The organism is Pseudomonas sp. B15(2017), from assembly GCF_002113215.1.
Classification (GTDB): domain Bacteria; phylum Pseudomonadota; class Gammaproteobacteria; order Pseudomonadales; family Pseudomonadaceae; genus Aquipseudomonas.
On sequence record NZ_NEJZ01000013.1, the window covers coordinates 1 to 15,422 of the forward strand.

The 15,422-nt window shown below is 60.7% G+C and carries 12 protein-coding genes and 4 tRNA genes; 1 reads left to right on the forward strand and 15 read right to left on the reverse strand.

All coding sequences use genetic code 11. The annotated features are described in order from the left end of the window. Positions 1 to 166 precede the first annotated feature (166 nt). A tRNA-Val gene (locus CAF73_RS18955) sits at positions 167 to 243 on the reverse strand. A gap of 184 nt (positions 244 to 427) precedes the next feature. Between CAF73_RS18955 and CAF73_RS18960 the strand changes: the two genes are divergently transcribed. Beyond that, the gene (locus CAF73_RS18960) at positions 428 to 1,711 is read left to right on the forward strand and encodes an FAD-binding oxidoreductase (RefSeq protein WP_085703498.1); all 1,284 of its coding nucleotides are present in this window, start codon (positions 428 to 430) and stop codon (positions 1,709 to 1,711) included. Positions 1,712 to 1,762: 51 nt separating this feature from the next. On the opposite strand, the gene CAF73_RS18965 is transcribed toward CAF73_RS18960, so the two are convergent. The 14 genes from CAF73_RS18965 to accD form a co-directional block, all read right to left on the reverse strand. Beyond that, positions 1,763 to 2,734: an XdhC family protein gene (locus tag CAF73_RS18965; RefSeq protein ID WP_085703499.1), complete on the reverse strand. Its 972-nt coding sequence runs from the start codon at positions 2,732 to 2,734 to the stop codon at positions 1,763 to 1,765. 2 nt (positions 2,735 to 2,736) lie between these two features. Next, entirely contained in the window at positions 2,737 to 3,972 is a 1,236-nt protein-coding gene (locus CAF73_RS18970; protein WP_085703500.1) for a cytochrome c, read from the reverse strand. A gap of 2 nt (positions 3,973 to 3,974) precedes the next feature. Next, positions 3,975 to 4,514: a (2Fe-2S)-binding protein gene (locus CAF73_RS18975; protein WP_007956473.1), complete on the reverse strand. Its 540-nt coding sequence runs from the start codon at positions 4,512 to 4,514 to the stop codon at positions 3,975 to 3,977. Next, on the reverse strand, positions 4,507 to 7,338 hold the full coding sequence (locus CAF73_RS18980) for a xanthine dehydrogenase family protein molybdopterin-binding subunit (protein WP_085703501.1): 2,832 nt from the start codon (positions 7,336 to 7,338) through the stop codon (positions 4,507 to 4,509). Before CAF73_RS18980 ends, CAF73_RS18975 begins: the two co-directional genes overlap by 8 nt. 421 nt (positions 7,339 to 7,759) lie before the next feature. After that, positions 7,760 to 7,836 (reverse strand) — tRNA-Asp (locus CAF73_RS18985). Between the two features lie 93 nt (positions 7,837 to 7,929). Continuing rightward, positions 7,930 to 8,006, reverse strand: a tRNA-Asp gene (locus tag CAF73_RS18990). A 55-nt stretch (positions 8,007 to 8,061) separates the two neighbouring features. Beyond that, a tRNA-Val gene (locus tag CAF73_RS18995) sits at positions 8,062 to 8,137 on the reverse strand. A gap of 90 nt (positions 8,138 to 8,227) precedes the next feature. After that, positions 8,228 to 9,004, reverse strand: a complete 777-nt coding sequence (locus tag CAF73_RS19000; protein ID WP_085701257.1) for an SDR family oxidoreductase — start codon at positions 9,002 to 9,004, stop codon at positions 8,228 to 8,230. Further along, positions 9,001 to 10,212, reverse strand: a complete 1,212-nt coding sequence (locus CAF73_RS19005) for an O-succinylhomoserine sulfhydrylase (RefSeq protein WP_085701258.1) — start codon at positions 10,210 to 10,212, stop codon at positions 9,001 to 9,003. The genes CAF73_RS19000 and CAF73_RS19005 overlap by 4 nt, the downstream gene beginning before the upstream one ends. An 81-nt stretch (positions 10,213 to 10,293) precedes the next feature. After that, positions 10,294 to 11,799: an amidophosphoribosyltransferase gene (gene purF / locus CAF73_RS19010; RefSeq protein ID WP_007956466.1), complete on the reverse strand. Its 1,506-nt coding sequence runs from the start codon at positions 11,797 to 11,799 to the stop codon at positions 10,294 to 10,296. 41 nt (positions 11,800 to 11,840) lie between these two features. Next, a complete protein-coding gene (locus tag CAF73_RS19015) occupies positions 11,841 to 12,401 on the reverse strand; it encodes a CvpA family protein (protein WP_085701259.1) in 561 nt (186 codons plus the stop codon). A gap of 98 nt (positions 12,402 to 12,499) precedes the next feature. Further along, positions 12,500 to 13,168 (reverse strand): SPOR domain-containing protein, encoded by a 669-nt coding sequence (locus tag CAF73_RS19020; RefSeq protein WP_085701260.1) that lies wholly within the window; start codon positions 13,166 to 13,168, stop codon positions 12,500 to 12,502. Further along, the gene (gene folC / locus CAF73_RS19025) at positions 13,152 to 14,459 is read right to left on the reverse strand and encodes a bifunctional tetrahydrofolate synthase/dihydrofolate synthase (RefSeq protein WP_085701261.1); all 1,308 of its coding nucleotides are present in this window, start codon (positions 14,457 to 14,459) and stop codon (positions 13,152 to 13,154) included. Before folC ends, CAF73_RS19020 begins: the two co-directional genes overlap by 17 nt. Next, positions 14,456 to 15,376 (reverse strand): acetyl-CoA carboxylase, carboxyltransferase subunit beta, encoded by a 921-nt coding sequence (accD, locus tag CAF73_RS19030; protein ID WP_085701262.1) that lies wholly within the window; start codon positions 15,374 to 15,376, stop codon positions 14,456 to 14,458. Before accD ends, folC begins: the two co-directional genes overlap by 4 nt. Positions 15,377 to 15,422: the final 46 nt, after the last annotated feature.

Here is a 15,422-nt window from a genome sequence, read left to right on the forward strand (position 1 = left end):
AGGTCCGCGTGTAATCACGCTGACTGCGCCTTTTTCCTGTATTCATTACTCCCTCCTGAGAATGGGTCAGAAGGTGTAAACCTTATTCAGGACGAGACACAGACAACAAAAAAGGGCCCACCTTTCGGTGAGCCCTTTCAGACCGCCCAGCAGAGCGGATTTTGTTTGGTAGGCGCGATTGGACTCGAACCAACGACCCCCACCATGTCAAGGTGGTGCTCTAACCAACTGAGCTACGTGCCTGCTGTGAGGCGGCATTCTACGGAATTCCGGAGGGGTGTCAACACCTTTTTTTCACCTAACCCTATGAATATGCAAAATATTTAATTTCGACCCGCCACAAGAAGATTTCCCGGTGGCTGGCGGAGGTTTTTCAACTGGGGTAGGATCGCCTCACTCGTAAAATATATTAAACAGAGGCTGCAGGATGGCGAACACCCCTTACCCAGAGTCTTATTACGCTGCGTCGGCCAACGCCGTACCACCACGCCCTGCCCTGCAGGATGACGTGGAGACGGATGTCTGTGTGATCGGTGCTGGTTATACGGGACTGTCCTCGGCTCTGTTCCTGCTTGAGAACGGTTTTCGCGTGACCGTGCTGGAGGCCGCCAAGGTTGGCTTCGGTGCTTCGGGGCGCAATGGCGGGCAAATCGTCAACAGCTACAGCCGTGACATTGACGTGATCGAACGTAGCGTCGGCCCAAAACAGGCACAACTGCTCGGGCAGATGGCGTTCGAGGGCGGCCGGATCATTCGTGAGCGCATCAGCAAGTACAACATTCAGTGCGACTTGAAGGACGGTGGCGTATTCGCCGCCCTCACCGCCAAGCAAATGGGCCACCTGGAATCGCAGAAGCGCTTGTGGGAACGCTTCGGCCACACCCAACTGGAACTGCTCGATCAACGCCGCATCCGCGAAGTGGTGGCTTGCGATCAATACGTTGGCGGCATGCTCGACATGAGCGGCGGCCACATCCACCCGCTTAACCTTGCTTTGGGCGAAGCCGCTGCCGTGGAATCCCTGGGCGGTGCCATCTATGAACAGTCGCCGGCCGTGCGCATCGAACGTGGCGCCAATCCGATCGTGTACACGCCGCAGGGCAAAGTCAGGGCCAAACTCATCATCGTCGCCGGCAACGCCTACCTCGGCAATCTGGTGCCGGAGCTGGCGGCCAAATCGATGCCGTGCGGTACTCAGGTGATCACCACCGAGCCATTGGGCGATGAGCTGGCGAAATCGCTCCTGCCACAGGACTACTGCGTCGAAGACTGCAATTACCTGCTCGACTACTACCGCCTGACCGGCGACAAACGCCTGATCTTCGGCGGTGGCGTGGTGTATGGCGCGCGGGATCCGGCGAACATCGAGGCGATCATCCGCCCAAAAATGCTCAAGGCCTTCCCGCAGCTCAAGGACGTGAAGATCGACTACGCCTGGACCGGCAATTTCCTGCTGACCCTGTCGCGCCTGCCGCAGGTCGGACGCCTGGGCGACAATATCTATTACTCCCAGGGTTGCAGCGGCCACGGCGTGACGTACACGCATCTGGCCGGCAAGGTATTGGCCGAGGCACTGCGCGGACAAGCCGAGCGCTTCGATGCATTTGCCGATCTGCCGCACTACCCGTTCCCCGGCGGGCAACTGCTGCGCACACCATTTGCCGCACTGGGCGCGTGGTACTACGGACTGCGCGACAAGCTCGGTTTCTGATGAGCAAAAAAAGGGCCGCTGAACAGCGGCCCTTTTAACATCCGGCATCAATCACAACTGATCCCGCGCGATCCCGTTGCGAATCCGCAGGATATCCGCCAGCACCGCCAAAGCGATTTCAGACGGGGTCTTGCTGCCCAGATTAAGGCCGATCGGCGCATGAATCCGCGCCAGCTCGCCCTCCCCCAGACTACCGATCCGGCGCAAGCGCTCGAAGCGCTTCTGTGACGTCTGCAACGAACCCATCACGCCGATGTAGAAAGCCTCGGTGCGTACGGCCTCCATCATCGCCAGATCGTCGATGCGCGGATCGTGGGTCAACGCCACCACCGCCGTATCACGGTGGCACCCGCCATCGGCGATGAACACCGACGGCAGTTGCCGGCGAATCTCCACACCGCTGAGCGATACGCCTTCCAGTACTTCATCACGCGGGTCGCAGAGAATCACTTCGAAGCCGAGACCGACCGCGAATTCCGCACAGGCCTGCGCCACGCTGGAATACCCCGCCAGGAGCAAACGCTGAGCGGCACCGATGCGAATCCGCACCCGGTCGATTTCACGCTCGATCCGTGCACCTTGCTCGCGATCGGCAAACAGGCTACGCGCGCCCGTGGCCAGATCGACCTCGCGAATCAATCGACGCTGCCCCAGCAATGCCGATTCGAGTTCACGCAGGTGCGCCTGCACATCGCAGTCGGCGTCAAATTTCTCTACCAGCACGTCGAGAATGCCACCGCACGGCAGGCTGACCCGCGAGCGCGGATCGTCACCTTCGCCATAACGCACGACGTTGATCGCATCGAGAAACGCACCCTCGGCGACGCGCTCGAGAAAGTCTTCCTCGACGCAACCACCGGACAGCGACCCGATCCACTGCCCGCCGTCGTTCACCGCCAGTAGCGAACCCGGCGCGCGCGGCGCCGAACCGTAGGTCGTCAGGACGGTGCAGAACCAGATGCGCCGCCCCGCCGTCGACCACTCCAGCGCCCGACGCACAACCTGCAGATCGAGATGCTGCATGATCAGTGCGCCTTGTGCTCGATAGACGGGGCGTCAGCCTGAAGCTTCTGCACATCGCCGACCGCCAACTCGGCCGACTGACCACCCCAACCCTGGCGCAGGTAGTTCAGCAGATCGGTCAGCTGTTCGGCACTGAGCTTGTCGGCAAAACCCGGCATTGGCTGCATGTGTTCGAACCCGGCGAATTTCTGTTCGCCGATACCATCCTCGATCACTCGCAACAGGTTGCGTGGGTCTTCCAGGCGCAGCGTAGTGTTGCCGCGCATGGCCACCGCGATGTGCGGCTTGCCCTCGCCCCCGGCCGCGTGACAGCCGGCGCAGACGTTCAAGTATTCCTGTCGGCCGCGTTGAGCGCTGGCACTGAGTTTTTCCAGGGGCACTTCGGTCAGTTCTTTTGCCGCTGGCGGCTTGTCGCCGAGCAGGAAGGTTGCCATCGCTGCCAGATCCGGATCATTCAGGCCCTGAGTGCTGTTGTGGAACACCGGGAACATCTCGTTGAACATCGTGCCCTGGGCGCTCATGCCGTGCTTGAGGAACGTGCTCAGATCTTGATGATTCCAGCCGCGCGCCGCCAGATCAGTGGCCAGCAGGCTCGGTGCCAGATAGCCATTGAGGATGCCGCCGGTCAGGCGCTTGTCCAACTGCATCGCGCCAGGGAGGCCGCGTGGTGTGTGGCATTCGCCGCAGTGGCCGAGCACTTCGACCATGTACTGGCCGCGTTTCCAGGCGTCGCTTTTTCCTTCGGCCGGTTCCAGCTTCAAGGCTTTGCCGTACATCATGTTCCAGCCGATCAAGCCCGGACGGACGTTGAACGGAAAGCTCAGACTTGTCACCGGCGCTGCACGCTCAATCGGCTCGATGGTTTTCAGATACGCATGAATCGCATCCGAATCGGCACGCGGCATCAAGTGATACGAGGTATACGGCATCGCCGGGTACAGATTGGCGCCGTCACGACGCTTGCCTTCGGTGAGCGCGGCGAAGAACTCTTCATCGGTGTAAAGACCGATGCCGTGCTCCTTGCTTGGAGTGATGTTGGTGCCATAGATCGTGCCGAACGGCGACACGATCGGCAGGCCGCCGGCAAACGGCGCGCCGCCTGGTGCTGTATGGCAAGCCATGCAGTCGGCAGCGCGGGCGAGGTATTCGCCGCGCCTGACCTGATCATCCGCGTGCACCGCCAACACAGGCACGGCCAGCCCGACCGCCAGGGTCAGGCGGGTCAGTAATTGCTTCATGCTTAACCCTCCTTGACCAGGCCGAGATCGGTCAGCACGTTGCGGGTGGCGTTGTAGTAACGCACGTACCCGGTGCAACGGCAGACGTGATGGCCGAGGCTGTCCTCGATGACTTGTTCCAGTTTGCTTTTGACGATCGGCTGGCGTTGCAGCTTTTCCACCAGCACGGTTGCGGCGTTGACGAAGCCTGGGGCGCAGTAGCTGCACTGGAAGGCGAATTCGTCGACGAAACGCTGCTGGATCGGGTTCAGCTCGGTGACCTGACCTTGCTCGTCACGTTTGGCGTGGCCTTCGATGGTGCGGACTTTCTTGCCCTCGAAGTAATGCGCGCCGGTGATGCAGGTGCGCACTTCTTCGCTGGTGCCGTCCGGGTTGTCGACGATCACCACGCAGGCGTGACAGATGCCTTGCCCGCAACCCAGGCGCGAGCCGGTGAGGTTCTTGTATTCGTGCAGGTAATCGATCATCGGCAGGTCATCAGGGATGTCCACCGGGCCGACGGATTGACCGTTGAGGGTCAGTTGAAGCGGACGGTTAGCCATTGAGGGCCTCCTTGATGCGCGCAGCAGTGATTGGCAAATCGCGAACACGTTTACCGATGGCGTGGGCCACGGCGTTACCGATGGCACCGACCACCGGGATCATCACCACTTCGGCGATGCCTTTTGACGGGTCGCTTGGGGACAGCGGCGGCAGGATTTCCGACGTCTGCTTCCACACCGCCACATGGCGCGCCATCGGCAGGCGATAACGGTTGAAGTTCCAGTCACCCTCCCCCGGCCCGCCTTCGTACAGCGGCATCTCTTCCATCAAGGCGTGACCGATGCCCATGGCGATTCCGCCTTCCAGCTGGCCACGCACCAGTTCTTCGACCAGTACTCGACCGCATTCCAGCCACGAGTGATGGTTGAGCACTTCGACTTCTGCCGAACCTTTGTTGACCTTCAACTCGACCAGCGTTGCGACCGGGCTGTAGTAGGTCACGGCGGCGTTGTTCAGTTGAACCACCGGATAGGCGATGTTCTGCCGATCCAGCAGGTGGAAACCGGCACTGGTCATCTGTGCCTTTTTCGCTTTTGGCGCACCATCACCGTATTTCACCGCCAGACCGTCGAGCGGCAGACGTTCGCGCACGCCGTCGATGCTGTATTCAGCTTCTGCCCAGCTCCAGCGGTTGAAACCGTGAACCGTGGCGCCAGTAACCAGACCGCGCTCGTGAGCACGCTTGGCCAGCTCTTCGAAGGTCAGCGGCTGCATGCCGTTGGCAGTGAGTTTGCCGTCAACCCAATGCGCATCTTCGCGGCGCACCACGTAGGGGTTGGCCTGGCCGCCGTATGGACCCTGACGCCAGATCTCCAGCGCCGCCGGCCACAGGCCGTGGTTGAACAGCACGCGCGCCGCTTCACGAGTAGCGTGGCTGAAGTAGTAGGCGGAGTTGGTCGCGGACGAGGCCGATGCCAGCTTGCCGACCCAGCGCGGATTGCGCAGGAAGTTGTCCTGCTCGGCCTGGCTCATGATGTAAGGGTTGCCGGCGGTCACCAGCTGCAGTTCATCCCACTCGGTTTCACCGGTCTTCACATCGTGAGCCGCGCTGCCGAGGAAGTCAGCCACCACCAACGCTTGCGAGGTGGACATGCCGGTACCGATCTCGATACCGATGTGCCGCAGGGAAATGCGCCCGTCGGCGGTGAACTCGATGCTGGCCATCGGCGCTTCGGAACCGGTGCCGAAGTCTTTCTGGCAAATGGCGAAACCTACGCCATACCAGTTGTCCGGGTCTGCCGCTTCACGCTGTTTCTTGATCGCGTCGCGGTTTTTCCAGACTTCGTGCAGCGAAGCCTTGTCGAGAATTTCGTGCAGGCGCAACGCACCGGCCGGGATCGCACCCTGGGTGTTTTTCATCCCAGAACGCAACGCATTCTTGCGGCGCAGATCAATCGCGTCGACACCAAGGCGATCGGCAATTTCGTCGACCATCATCTCGGTGGAAGCCATGCTCTGCAGCGTGCCGTAGCCGCGCATCGAACCCGCCTCAACCGCGCGAGAATGGTAAGCGGTGACCTGCAGGTCGTTCTGCGACATGTAGTAGATAGACTGCGCCGCCGTGGCGCCAACGGCCGCTACCGACGGGCTGTAGTTGATCCGGCCGCCACCGTCGACGCTCATCTCGGCACGGAAAATCTTGAAGCTGTGATCGGTCTTGTCCACTGCCAACTGGTAGCGAATGTCGAACGGGTGACGCTTGATGCCGCTCTGGAACTGCTCGTAGCGGTCGTTGGCCAGGCGGATCGGCACACCTGCGCCGTACAACGCTGCCAGAGCCGCGTAGTAGACGAAAATGTTGTGGTCCTTGGAGCCGTAACCGACGGTGTAACCCGGGTGCATGTTCAGGTTCGCCAGGCCGAAACGCGACGGCCCGATCATCTTCGCGGTCTCGGTAGCGGTTTCCAGCGGACATTGGGTGGCGACGACGAAATGCAGGGTCTTGGTCGCCGGGTCGTACCAGCCGTTACCGTTGTCCGGTTCCATTGCGGCCGGTTCGATCGACGGGGTTTTGTAGCGCTCGTCGAACACCAGCCAGTTGTCCGGCGGGGTGTCGATCTCTTTCTTCATGCGGTCGGCGTAAAACAGGCCGCGCTCGGTCAGGTTGCCGTGCAGGTTCGGCTGGGAATTCCACACCGGACGACGGTTTTTCAGCATCGGGAACAGGATCGAATCCTTGAGGCTGGCGAACTCATCCTCGTCCGCCGACGTCGGGCCACCGACGCGCACGTAGCGGAAACTGCCATAGGGATCGCCTTCGTAGAACGGTACTTGGGCACCGTAACGAATTGCCTTGTCATTGAATTTGAGTTTGTTCTTGGCCTGGCGGAAACGCTCGAAGTCGTTCCAGATCAGGATCGCGACCGGGTGACCGATGAACATCGGTACCTTGCCTTCCGGCAGTAGAGGATCCGGCGCGTGCTCTTCAGGGAACACGATGCCGTCCTTGTCCAGATCGGCGGCGGTAACGATACGATCAGGCTGCAGATCGGCGCCGAGCCACGACAGGTCGTATCCGTCGTAGATGCGGTCGGCCTTGATGGTTTTCAGCAACATGGCGTGGCCTTGCTGCTGGGGCCAGCCCGGCATGTCCTTGGAACGGATGTCGCGGGCAAATACCTTGCTGCCGCAGACCTTGGACAAGGCATCGTTACGCTGGCGTGCCTTGCCATTGTTGCCGAGCCACTGCTCGGACGGCACGGTCACGCTGTTTTCCATCAAGGCACCGAGCGCCTGACTGCTGAGCGGTGTGAGTGTAACGCTCACACCCGCCACCAGCCCGCCCTGAAGGAACGAGCGCCGGGATATTTCACGGTTGGACATGGATCATCCTCTGGACGGTTATGGATCCGCCCTTCTGGTTATCTACTGGGAATCTCGAGTCTTGCAGAAGCCCTTTTTGGCTAAACAAAGGGCGTGATGACAGTGCAAAGCTGACCGAAAGGTTAACTTTAAAGGTTTCTGGGCTCGCAGCAAACAACCAGTTACAAAAATTTGACCAAAGAATCAAAAATCAATGCGGCATTGCAGCGCAGCGGCCCGTGGCCGCAGGCCAGATTGCGCGGCAGCATCGAACGAGCCACGGCTCGCGCTCATCGCCGGCTAAAGAGGAGAAGTTTGGGAAAGGTCAAATTTCAGACACAAAAAACCCCGGTCTTTCGACCAGGGTCTTTGCTATCGATTCCGAATCAACCAGAGGTTGCTTTCGGTGTCTCAAGGCGTTCAGTAGTCCTTGAAACAGATATGGCGCAGCGGACGGGACTCGAACCCGCGACCCCCGGCGTGACAGGCCGGTATTCTAACCGACTGAACTACCGCTGCGTATCGCTTTGAGCTTGAACTCAAGTAACTCGTTTGACTGAAAGCTTCGGTGCTTTTCAATCGCGAACCAGACAGTGCCTGATTCGTTAAATATGGCGCAGCGGACGGGACTCGAACCCGCGACCCCCGGCGTGACAGGCCGGTATTCTAACCGACTGAACTACCGCTGCGCGTCGGTGCAGGCACTTTCAGCCTACGTTCTTGCTTACGCAAGTATCTCGGGAGTGGTGGGTGATGACGGGATCGAACCGCCGACATTCTGCTTGTAAGGCAGACGCTCTCCCAGCTGAGCTAATCACCCGTTTGCATCTCCGAGGCCGCGAAATTTACGCAGGTAGCGAACCTAAGTCAATAGCAGGATTGAAGTTTTTCTAAAAAAGACGAAATTGCTTCATTCCGTATAAATCATCTTCTTGGTCATGCCGCCATCGACCACGAATTCCTGCCCGGTCACAAACCCTGCATTCTTCGACAGCAACCACGCCACCATCGCCGCAACGTCCTCGACCGTACCTACCCTGCCCGCAGGATGCTGGGCATGATCGGTATCGCTCAGCGGCTCCGCGCGTCGGGCAGAAGGGTCCCGCGCATCGATCCAGCCCGGGCTGACCGCATTGACGCGAATCTCCGGCCCCAGACTGACCGCCAGCGCGTGCGTCAGTGCCAGCAATCCGCCCTTGCTCGCGGCATACGCCTCCGAATCCGGCTCCGACTGCGCCGCACGGGTCGAGGCCAGATTGACGATCGCACCGTTGTGCGCACGCAGATACGGCGCGCAGTGCTTGGCCAGCAACATCGGCCCACCGAGGTTCACTGCCAGCACCCGATTCCAGTAAGCCAGATCGAGGCTTTCCAGCGTGATGTTGTGCGGATCGGCCACGGCAGCATTGCACACCAGCGCATCCAGGCGGCCAAACTGCCCGAGCACTTCCGCGACTCCGAGCGCCACCTGACTTTCGTCCGCCACGTCCATGGCGATGAACCAGGCGTTTTCGCCCAGCACCTTTGCCACTTTCGAACCCCGCGCACGATCCAGGTCCGTCAGCACCACCTGCCAGCCTTCGCTGATCAGCCACGCTGCGATTCCCAGACCTATCCCGCGCGCAGCACCCGTGACCAATGCAACGCGGCCATGGGTGCCAGTCTTCGGCGTAGGCAACTCGATCACAACGCCGCCAGGCCGCGTGACAGGTCGGCTTGCAGGTCAGCCACGTCTTCCAGACCGACCGCAATGCGGATAAGACTGTCACGAATCCCGGCAGCTTCACGTTCCTGCGGCGCCAGACGGCCGTGGGACGTCGTGCTCGGGTGAGTGATGGTGGTCTTGCTGTCACCGAGATTGGCGGTGATCGAAATCAAACGGGTCGCATCGATGAAACGCCAAGCGCCCTCTTTGCCACCCTTCACCTCAAAACTGACAACTGCGCCGAAGCCTTTTTGTTGACGCCGAGCCAACTCGTGTTGCGGATGGCTCTTGAGACCGGCGTAATGCACCTTCTCGATGCCGTCCTGCTGCTCCAGCCATTCAGCCAGTTGCTGGGCGTTGGCGCAGTGCGCCTTCATCCGCAGGTTCAGGGTTTCCAGACCCTTGAGGAAGATCCAGGCGTTGAACGGGCTCAGGGTCGGCCCGGCCGTCCTCAGGAAACCGACGACTTCTTTCATCTGCTCGCTGCGACCAGCAACCACGCCGCCCATGCAACGGCCCTGGCCATCGATGAACTTGGTGGCCGAGTGCACAACGATATCTGCGCCCAACTTCAGCGGCTGCTGCAAGGCAGGCGTGCAGAAGCAGTTGTCGACCACCAGCATCGCGCCCTTGGCGTGCGCGATTTCCGACAGCGCGGTGATATCCACCAGCTCAGCCAACGGATTGGACGGCGACTCGACGAACAGCAATTTGGTGTTGGACTTGATCGCTGCGTCCCAGGCCGACAGATCGGCCAACGGCACATAATCGACTTCCACGCCAAAACGCTTGAAGTACTTCTCGAACAGGCTGATGGTCGAACCGAATACGCTGCGCGACACCAGCACATGATCGCCGGCACTGCACAGGCTCATCACCACCGCCATGATCGCGGCCATGCCGGTCGCCGTGGCCACCGCTTGCTCGGCGCTTTCCAGCGCCGCAATGCGCTCTTCGAACGCGCGGACGGTCGGGTTGGTGTAGCGCGAGTAAACGTTGCCCGGCACTTCCCCGGCAAACCGTGCGGCGGCGTCAGCGGCGGTACGGAACACGTAGCTGGAAGTGAAGAACATCGGATCACCGTGCTCGCCTTCCGGCGTACGGTGCTGACCGGCACGTACGGCCAGGGTATCGAACGCTACGCCTTCGAGGTCGCTGTCCAGCCGACCGGCATCCCATTCCTGACTCATGCTGTCACTCCTTGCCCTTTTCTCGATAAATAAAAAGTCTTTTGCCAGATACAAAACCGGCCCCTAAGGGCCGGTTGAAACTCAGTTGTTGTACAGATCAATGATCGCACTGACCGCCTGGGTCTTGACCTTCGAGGCATCGTTGCGTGCCTGTTCGATCTTGTTCAGGTAAGCCTCGTCGACGTCGCCGGTGACGTACTTGCCGTCGAACACTGCACAATCGAAGTTTTCGATCTTGATCTTGCCGCCACCAACCGCTTCGATCAAGTCAGGCAGATCCTGATAGATCAGCCAGTCGGCGCCGATCAGATCAGCCACATCCTGGGTCGAACGGTTGTGCGCGATCAACTCGTGAGCGCTCGGCATGTCGATGCCGTAAACGTTCGGGAAGCGAACGGCCGGAGCCGCCGAGCAGAAGTAGACGTTTTTCGCGCCGGCTTCACGGGCCATCTGGATGATCTGCTTGCAGGTGGTGCCGCGAACGATCGAGTCGTCCACCAGCATCACGTTCTTGCCGCGGAATTCCAGCTCGATGGCGTTGAGCTTCTGACGTACCGACTTCTTGCGCGCAGCCTGGCCGGGCATGATGAAGGTACGACCGATGTAACGGTTCTTGACGAAGCCTTCGCGGAATTTCACGCCCAGATGGTTGGCCAGCTCCAGCGCGGCAGTGCGGCTGGTGTCCGGAATAGGGATGACCACGTCGATGTCGTGCTCCGGGCGCTCGCGCAGGATCTTCTCGGCCAGCTTTTCACCCATGCGCAGACGGGCCTTGTAGACCGACACGCCGTCGATGATCGAATCCGGACGCGCCAGGTAGACGTGCTCGAAGATGCACGGGGTCAGGGACGGGTTGGTCGCGCATTGACGGGTGTGCAGCTTGCCGTCTTCAGTGATGTACACCGCTTCGCCCGGCGCCAGGTCGCGAATCAGGGTGAAGCCGAGCACGTCCAGCGAAACGCTTTCGGAGGCGATCATGTACTCGACGCCTTCGTCGGTGTGACGCTGGCCGAACACGATCGGACGGATGCCGTGCGGATCACGGAAGCCGACGATGCCGTAACCGGTCACCATTGCCACGACGGCGTAACCACCGACGCAACGGTTGTGCACGTCGGTCACGGCGGCAAACACGTCTTCTTCGGTCGGTTGCAGCTTGCCGCGCTGGGCCAGCTCATGGGCGAACACGTTGAGCAACACTTCCGAGTCGGAACTGGTGTTGACGTGACGCAGATCGGATTCGTAGATCTCTTTGGCCAACTGTTCAACGTTGGTCAGGTTACCGTTGTGCGCCAGGGTGATGCCGTACGGCGAGTTGACGTAGAACGGCTGAGCCTCGGCCGACGTCGAGCTGCCGGCAGTCGGGTAACGGACGTGGCCGATACCCATGTGGCCGACCAGGCGCTGCATGTGACGCTGCTGAAACACGTCACGCACCAGGCCATTGTCCTTGCGCAAGAACAACCGGCCATCATGGCTGGTCACGATACCGGCAGCGTCCTGGCCGCGGTGCTGGAGCACGGTTAGCGCGTCATACAGCGCCTGATTGACGTTCGACTTACCGACGATACCGACGATGCCACACATGCGACGCAACCCCTACTTAATGGATCTGAACTGAACAACACTCACTGAGGCGTTTTGGCCGACGGCAAGAGTTGTTCCTTGAACGGAATATCAGCGGGTACGCTGATTCCGCTGGCAAGCCACTGACTGCTCCACCCAAGAATCAGGTTTTTGGACCAGTCTGCGACCAATAGAAACTTTGGCACGAGCTGTGATTCTTTCCACCACCCGTCCTGCTGTACCGGCCCCAGGCTCAATAGCCCGACCGCCACGACCACCAGCAACACGCCACGCGCAGCGCCGAAGGCCATGCCGAGGAATCGATCGGTCCCGGACAACCCGGTGACGCGAACCAACTCGCCGATAAGATAATTGATCATTGCGCCCACGATCAGTGTGGCGACAAACATGATGGCACAGCCCGTGATCACACGAGCCGACGGTGTTTCGATGTATCCGGCGAGGTACTCGGACAGTGAGCCACCGAACATCCAGGCAACAACTCCTGCGATGATCCAGGTCACCAGCGACAATGCTTCTTTGACGAAGCCGCGGCTCAAACTGATCAAAGCGGAGATGGCGATGATTGCAACGATCGCCCAGTCAACCCAGGTAAATGGCACAGTGCAGCCTACAGACGGATAAGGCGGCGCATTTTAGCAGAGCGCAGGGCTGTCGGTAAGCTGCGAATGTCAGTGCATTTCAATCGGGGCGATAGATTTCAGCCACGCTCAGGCTGGAAGCGCACCACAAACCCCTTCAGGTTCTGCTGGCGGCTCAAAAGATCACGCAGACGATCGGCTTCGGCGCGCTCGATCAGCGGACCGACGAACACCCGGTTCTTGCCATCGGCGGAACGGATGTAAGCGTTATAGCCCTGGCTACGCAGGGTTTTCTGCAGGCTTTCGGCGCTGGCGCGACTCGACAGACTGGCCAGTTGCACCGACCAGCTCACCGACAGGCCATTGGCGTCGACGCGGCTTTGAGTGGTATCAGGCTTGGTGGAAAGCGCGGCGATCGGCTGAGCAGGTGCTGTAGCAGGTTTTACCACCGGAGCGGGAGCCGGAGCCGGCGCAACCGGTTTGGCTACCGGCGCCGGAGCCGGGGCTGGTGCAGCGGAAGCAATCGGCGCTGCTGGCGCCGATTGCTCGGCGACTTCGTCATCGCTTGGTACTGGCTCTTGCGGCAGAACCTGCGGCTCGGGCACGGCCACGGTTTCCATCTGGATTTGCGCCACGGCAGGCGCTTGCGGCGCTGCCGGTGCCTCGACGGTTACCTGACGCTGTTCATCCTGACGGGAAAACAGCATCGGCAGGAAAATCACCGCCAGCGCCACCAGCACCAGGGCACCGACCATGCGCTGCTTGTACGCTTTATCCAGCAAAGCCATTTGCCGCTTCCTCCGTGGAGCGCCGAGACAGCCATTCGAGGGCCTCGGCGACACAATAAAATGATCCGAACAGCAAGATCTCGTCGTCGCTGGTGGCCACTGCACACTGCCCTTCCAAAGCGGCCGCCACGCTGTCATAAGACGTGACCGACGCGCCAAGGTTCTGCAGTGCAGCATTCAATTCGGCCACCGGACGCGCACGCGGCGAATCCAACGGCGCCACCGCCCAATGCTGGACGCTGGCATTCAATTCACCGATGACACCGTCCAGATCCTTGTCCGCCAACAGGCCGAACACCGCCAGACGCTTGCCGACCGGCGGACGCGCAGCCAGACGCCGCGCCAGATATTCCGCCGCATGCGGGTTATGGCCAACGTCCAGCAGCAGATTCAGACGCTTGCCATTCCATTCGAACGAACGACGATCAAGACGACCGACCACGCGAGTCGCCTGCAACGCCGCAACAATCTGCCCGGCATTCCATGGCAAACCGAGCAGCAGATAAGCCTGCAACGCCAGCGCGGCGTTCTCCATCGGCAGATCGAGCAAAGGCAAATCGTGCAGCTCGACGAGCTGACCCTCAGCATCGGTGCCGCGCCATTGCCAGAACTGATCCGTGATACCCAGATCGAAATCACGCCCGCGCAGGAAGAACGGGCAAGCCAGCTCGCGCGCCTTGTCCAGCAGGGGTTGTGGAGGATTCAGATCGCCGCACAGCGCGGGTTTGCCCTGACGGAAAATACCGGCCTTCTCGAAAGCCACGGATTCGCGGGTATTGCCCAGGTAATCGGCATGATCGACGCCAATGCTGGTGACCAGCGCGATATCGGCATCGACCACGTTGACCGTGTCCAGGCGCCCGCCCAGCCCGACTTCCAGCACCACCGCGTCGAGCCCGGCCTGTTGAAACAGCCAGAACGCCGCCAGGGTGCCCATTTCGAAGTAAGTCAGGGAAGTGTCGCCGCGCCCCGCCTCGACCGCTGCGAAGGCTTCGCACAACTGCGCATCAGTGGCTTCGACGCCATTGAGCTGCACCCGCTCGTTGTAACGCAACAGGTGCGGAGAATTGTAGACACCGACGTTGAGGCCCTGCGCCCGCAGCAATGAAGCCATGAAAGCGCAGGTCGAACCCTTGCCGTTGGTGCCAGTGACCGTAATCACCCGTGGCGCCGGCTGGCCCAGTCCCATGCGGGACGCTACCTGTTGCGAACGCTCCAGCCCCATGTCGATGGCCGATGGATGCAACTGTTCGAGGTAGGCGAGCCACTCGCCAAGGGTGCGCTCGGTCATACGTTGGCAGGCACCGGCGGAACGACGATCGGCTCAACAGGTGCAGCGACAAATGTCGGCGTGGGCTGACCAGTCAGCTGCGCCAACAGGTTGCCCAGACGCGGACGCAGCTCGCGACGGTCGATGATCAGGTCGATTGCACCGTGTTCCAGCAGGAATTCGCTGCGCTGGAAGCCTTCCGGCAGTTTTTCACGCACGGTCTGCTCGATTACGCGCGGACCGGCAAAGCCGATCAGGGCTTTTGGCTCGCCGACAATCACGTCACCCAGCATCGCCAGACTGGCGGAAACGCCGCCGTAGACCGGGTCGGTCAGCACGGAGATGAACGGAATGCCTTCTTCACGCAGACGCGCCAGCACAGCCGACGTCTTGGCCATCTGCATCAACGAGATCAGGGCTTCCTGCATCCGCGCACCACCGGAGGCGGAGAAGCAGACCATCGGGCAACGGTTTTCCAGCGCGTAGTTGGCGGCGCGCACAAAGCGCTCACCGACGATGGCGCCCATGGAGCCGCCCATGAAGCTGAATTCGAACGCCGAAACCACGACAGGCATGCCCAGCAGGGTGCCGCTCATGGAAACCAGCGCGTCTTTCTCGCCGGTCTGCTTCTGCGCAGCAGTCAGGCGATCCTTGTACTTCTTGCCGTCACGAAATTTCAGACGGTCAACCGGCTCCAGGTCGGCACCCAGCTCAACACGACCTTCTGCATCCAGGAAGATGTCGATGCGCGCGCGTGCCCCGATGCGCATGTGGTGGTTGCATTTAGGGCAAACGTCCAGGGTCTTTTCCAGCTCCGGACGATACAGCACGGCCTCGCAGGACGGGCATTTGTGCCACAGACCTTCAGGCACCGAGCTCTTCTTGACCTCGGAACGCATGATCGAAGGGATCAGCTTGTCTACCAACCAGTTGCTCATGCTTTCTTTCTCCAGTACCGGCGGCCCGAACGCTCTGGTTCGCGGC

What these genes read in the sequence shown, in the direction of transcription:
- accD (WP_085701262.1), bottom strand. Translation starts at nt 15,376, where the DNA reads ATGAGCAACTGGTTGGTAGACAAGCTGATCCCTTCGATCATGCGTTCC.
- CAF73_RS18970 (WP_085703500.1), bottom strand. Translation starts at nt 3,972, where the DNA reads ATGAAGCAATTACTGACCCGCCTGACCCTGGCGGTCGGGCTGGCCGTG.
- CAF73_RS19020 (WP_085701260.1), bottom strand. Translation starts at nt 13,168, where the DNA reads ATGGCTTTGCTGGATAAAGCGTACAAGCAGCGCATGGTCGGTGCCCTG.
- folC (WP_085701261.1), bottom strand. Translation starts at nt 14,459, where the DNA reads ATGACCGAGCGCACCCTTGGCGAGTGGCTCGCCTACCTCGAACAGTTG.
- purF (WP_007956466.1), bottom strand. Translation starts at nt 11,799, where the DNA reads ATGTGTGGCATCGTCGGTATCGTCGGTAAGTCGAACGTCAATCAGGCG.
- CAF73_RS19005 (WP_085701258.1), bottom strand. Translation starts at nt 10,212, where the DNA reads ATGAGTCAGGAATGGGATGCCGGTCGGCTGGACAGCGACCTCGAAGGC.
- CAF73_RS18980 (WP_085703501.1), bottom strand. Translation starts at nt 7,338, where the DNA reads ATGTCCAACCGTGAAATATCCCGGCGCTCGTTCCTTCAGGGCGGGCTG.
- CAF73_RS18960 (WP_085703498.1), top strand. Translation starts at nt 428, where the DNA reads ATGGCGAACACCCCTTACCCAGAGTCTTATTACGCTGCGTCGGCCAAC.
- CAF73_RS18975 (WP_007956473.1), bottom strand. Translation starts at nt 4,514, where the DNA reads ATGGCTAACCGTCCGCTTCAACTGACCCTCAACGGTCAATCCGTCGGC.
- CAF73_RS18965 (WP_085703499.1), bottom strand. Translation starts at nt 2,734, where the DNA reads ATGCAGCATCTCGATCTGCAGGTTGTGCGTCGGGCGCTGGAGTGGTCG.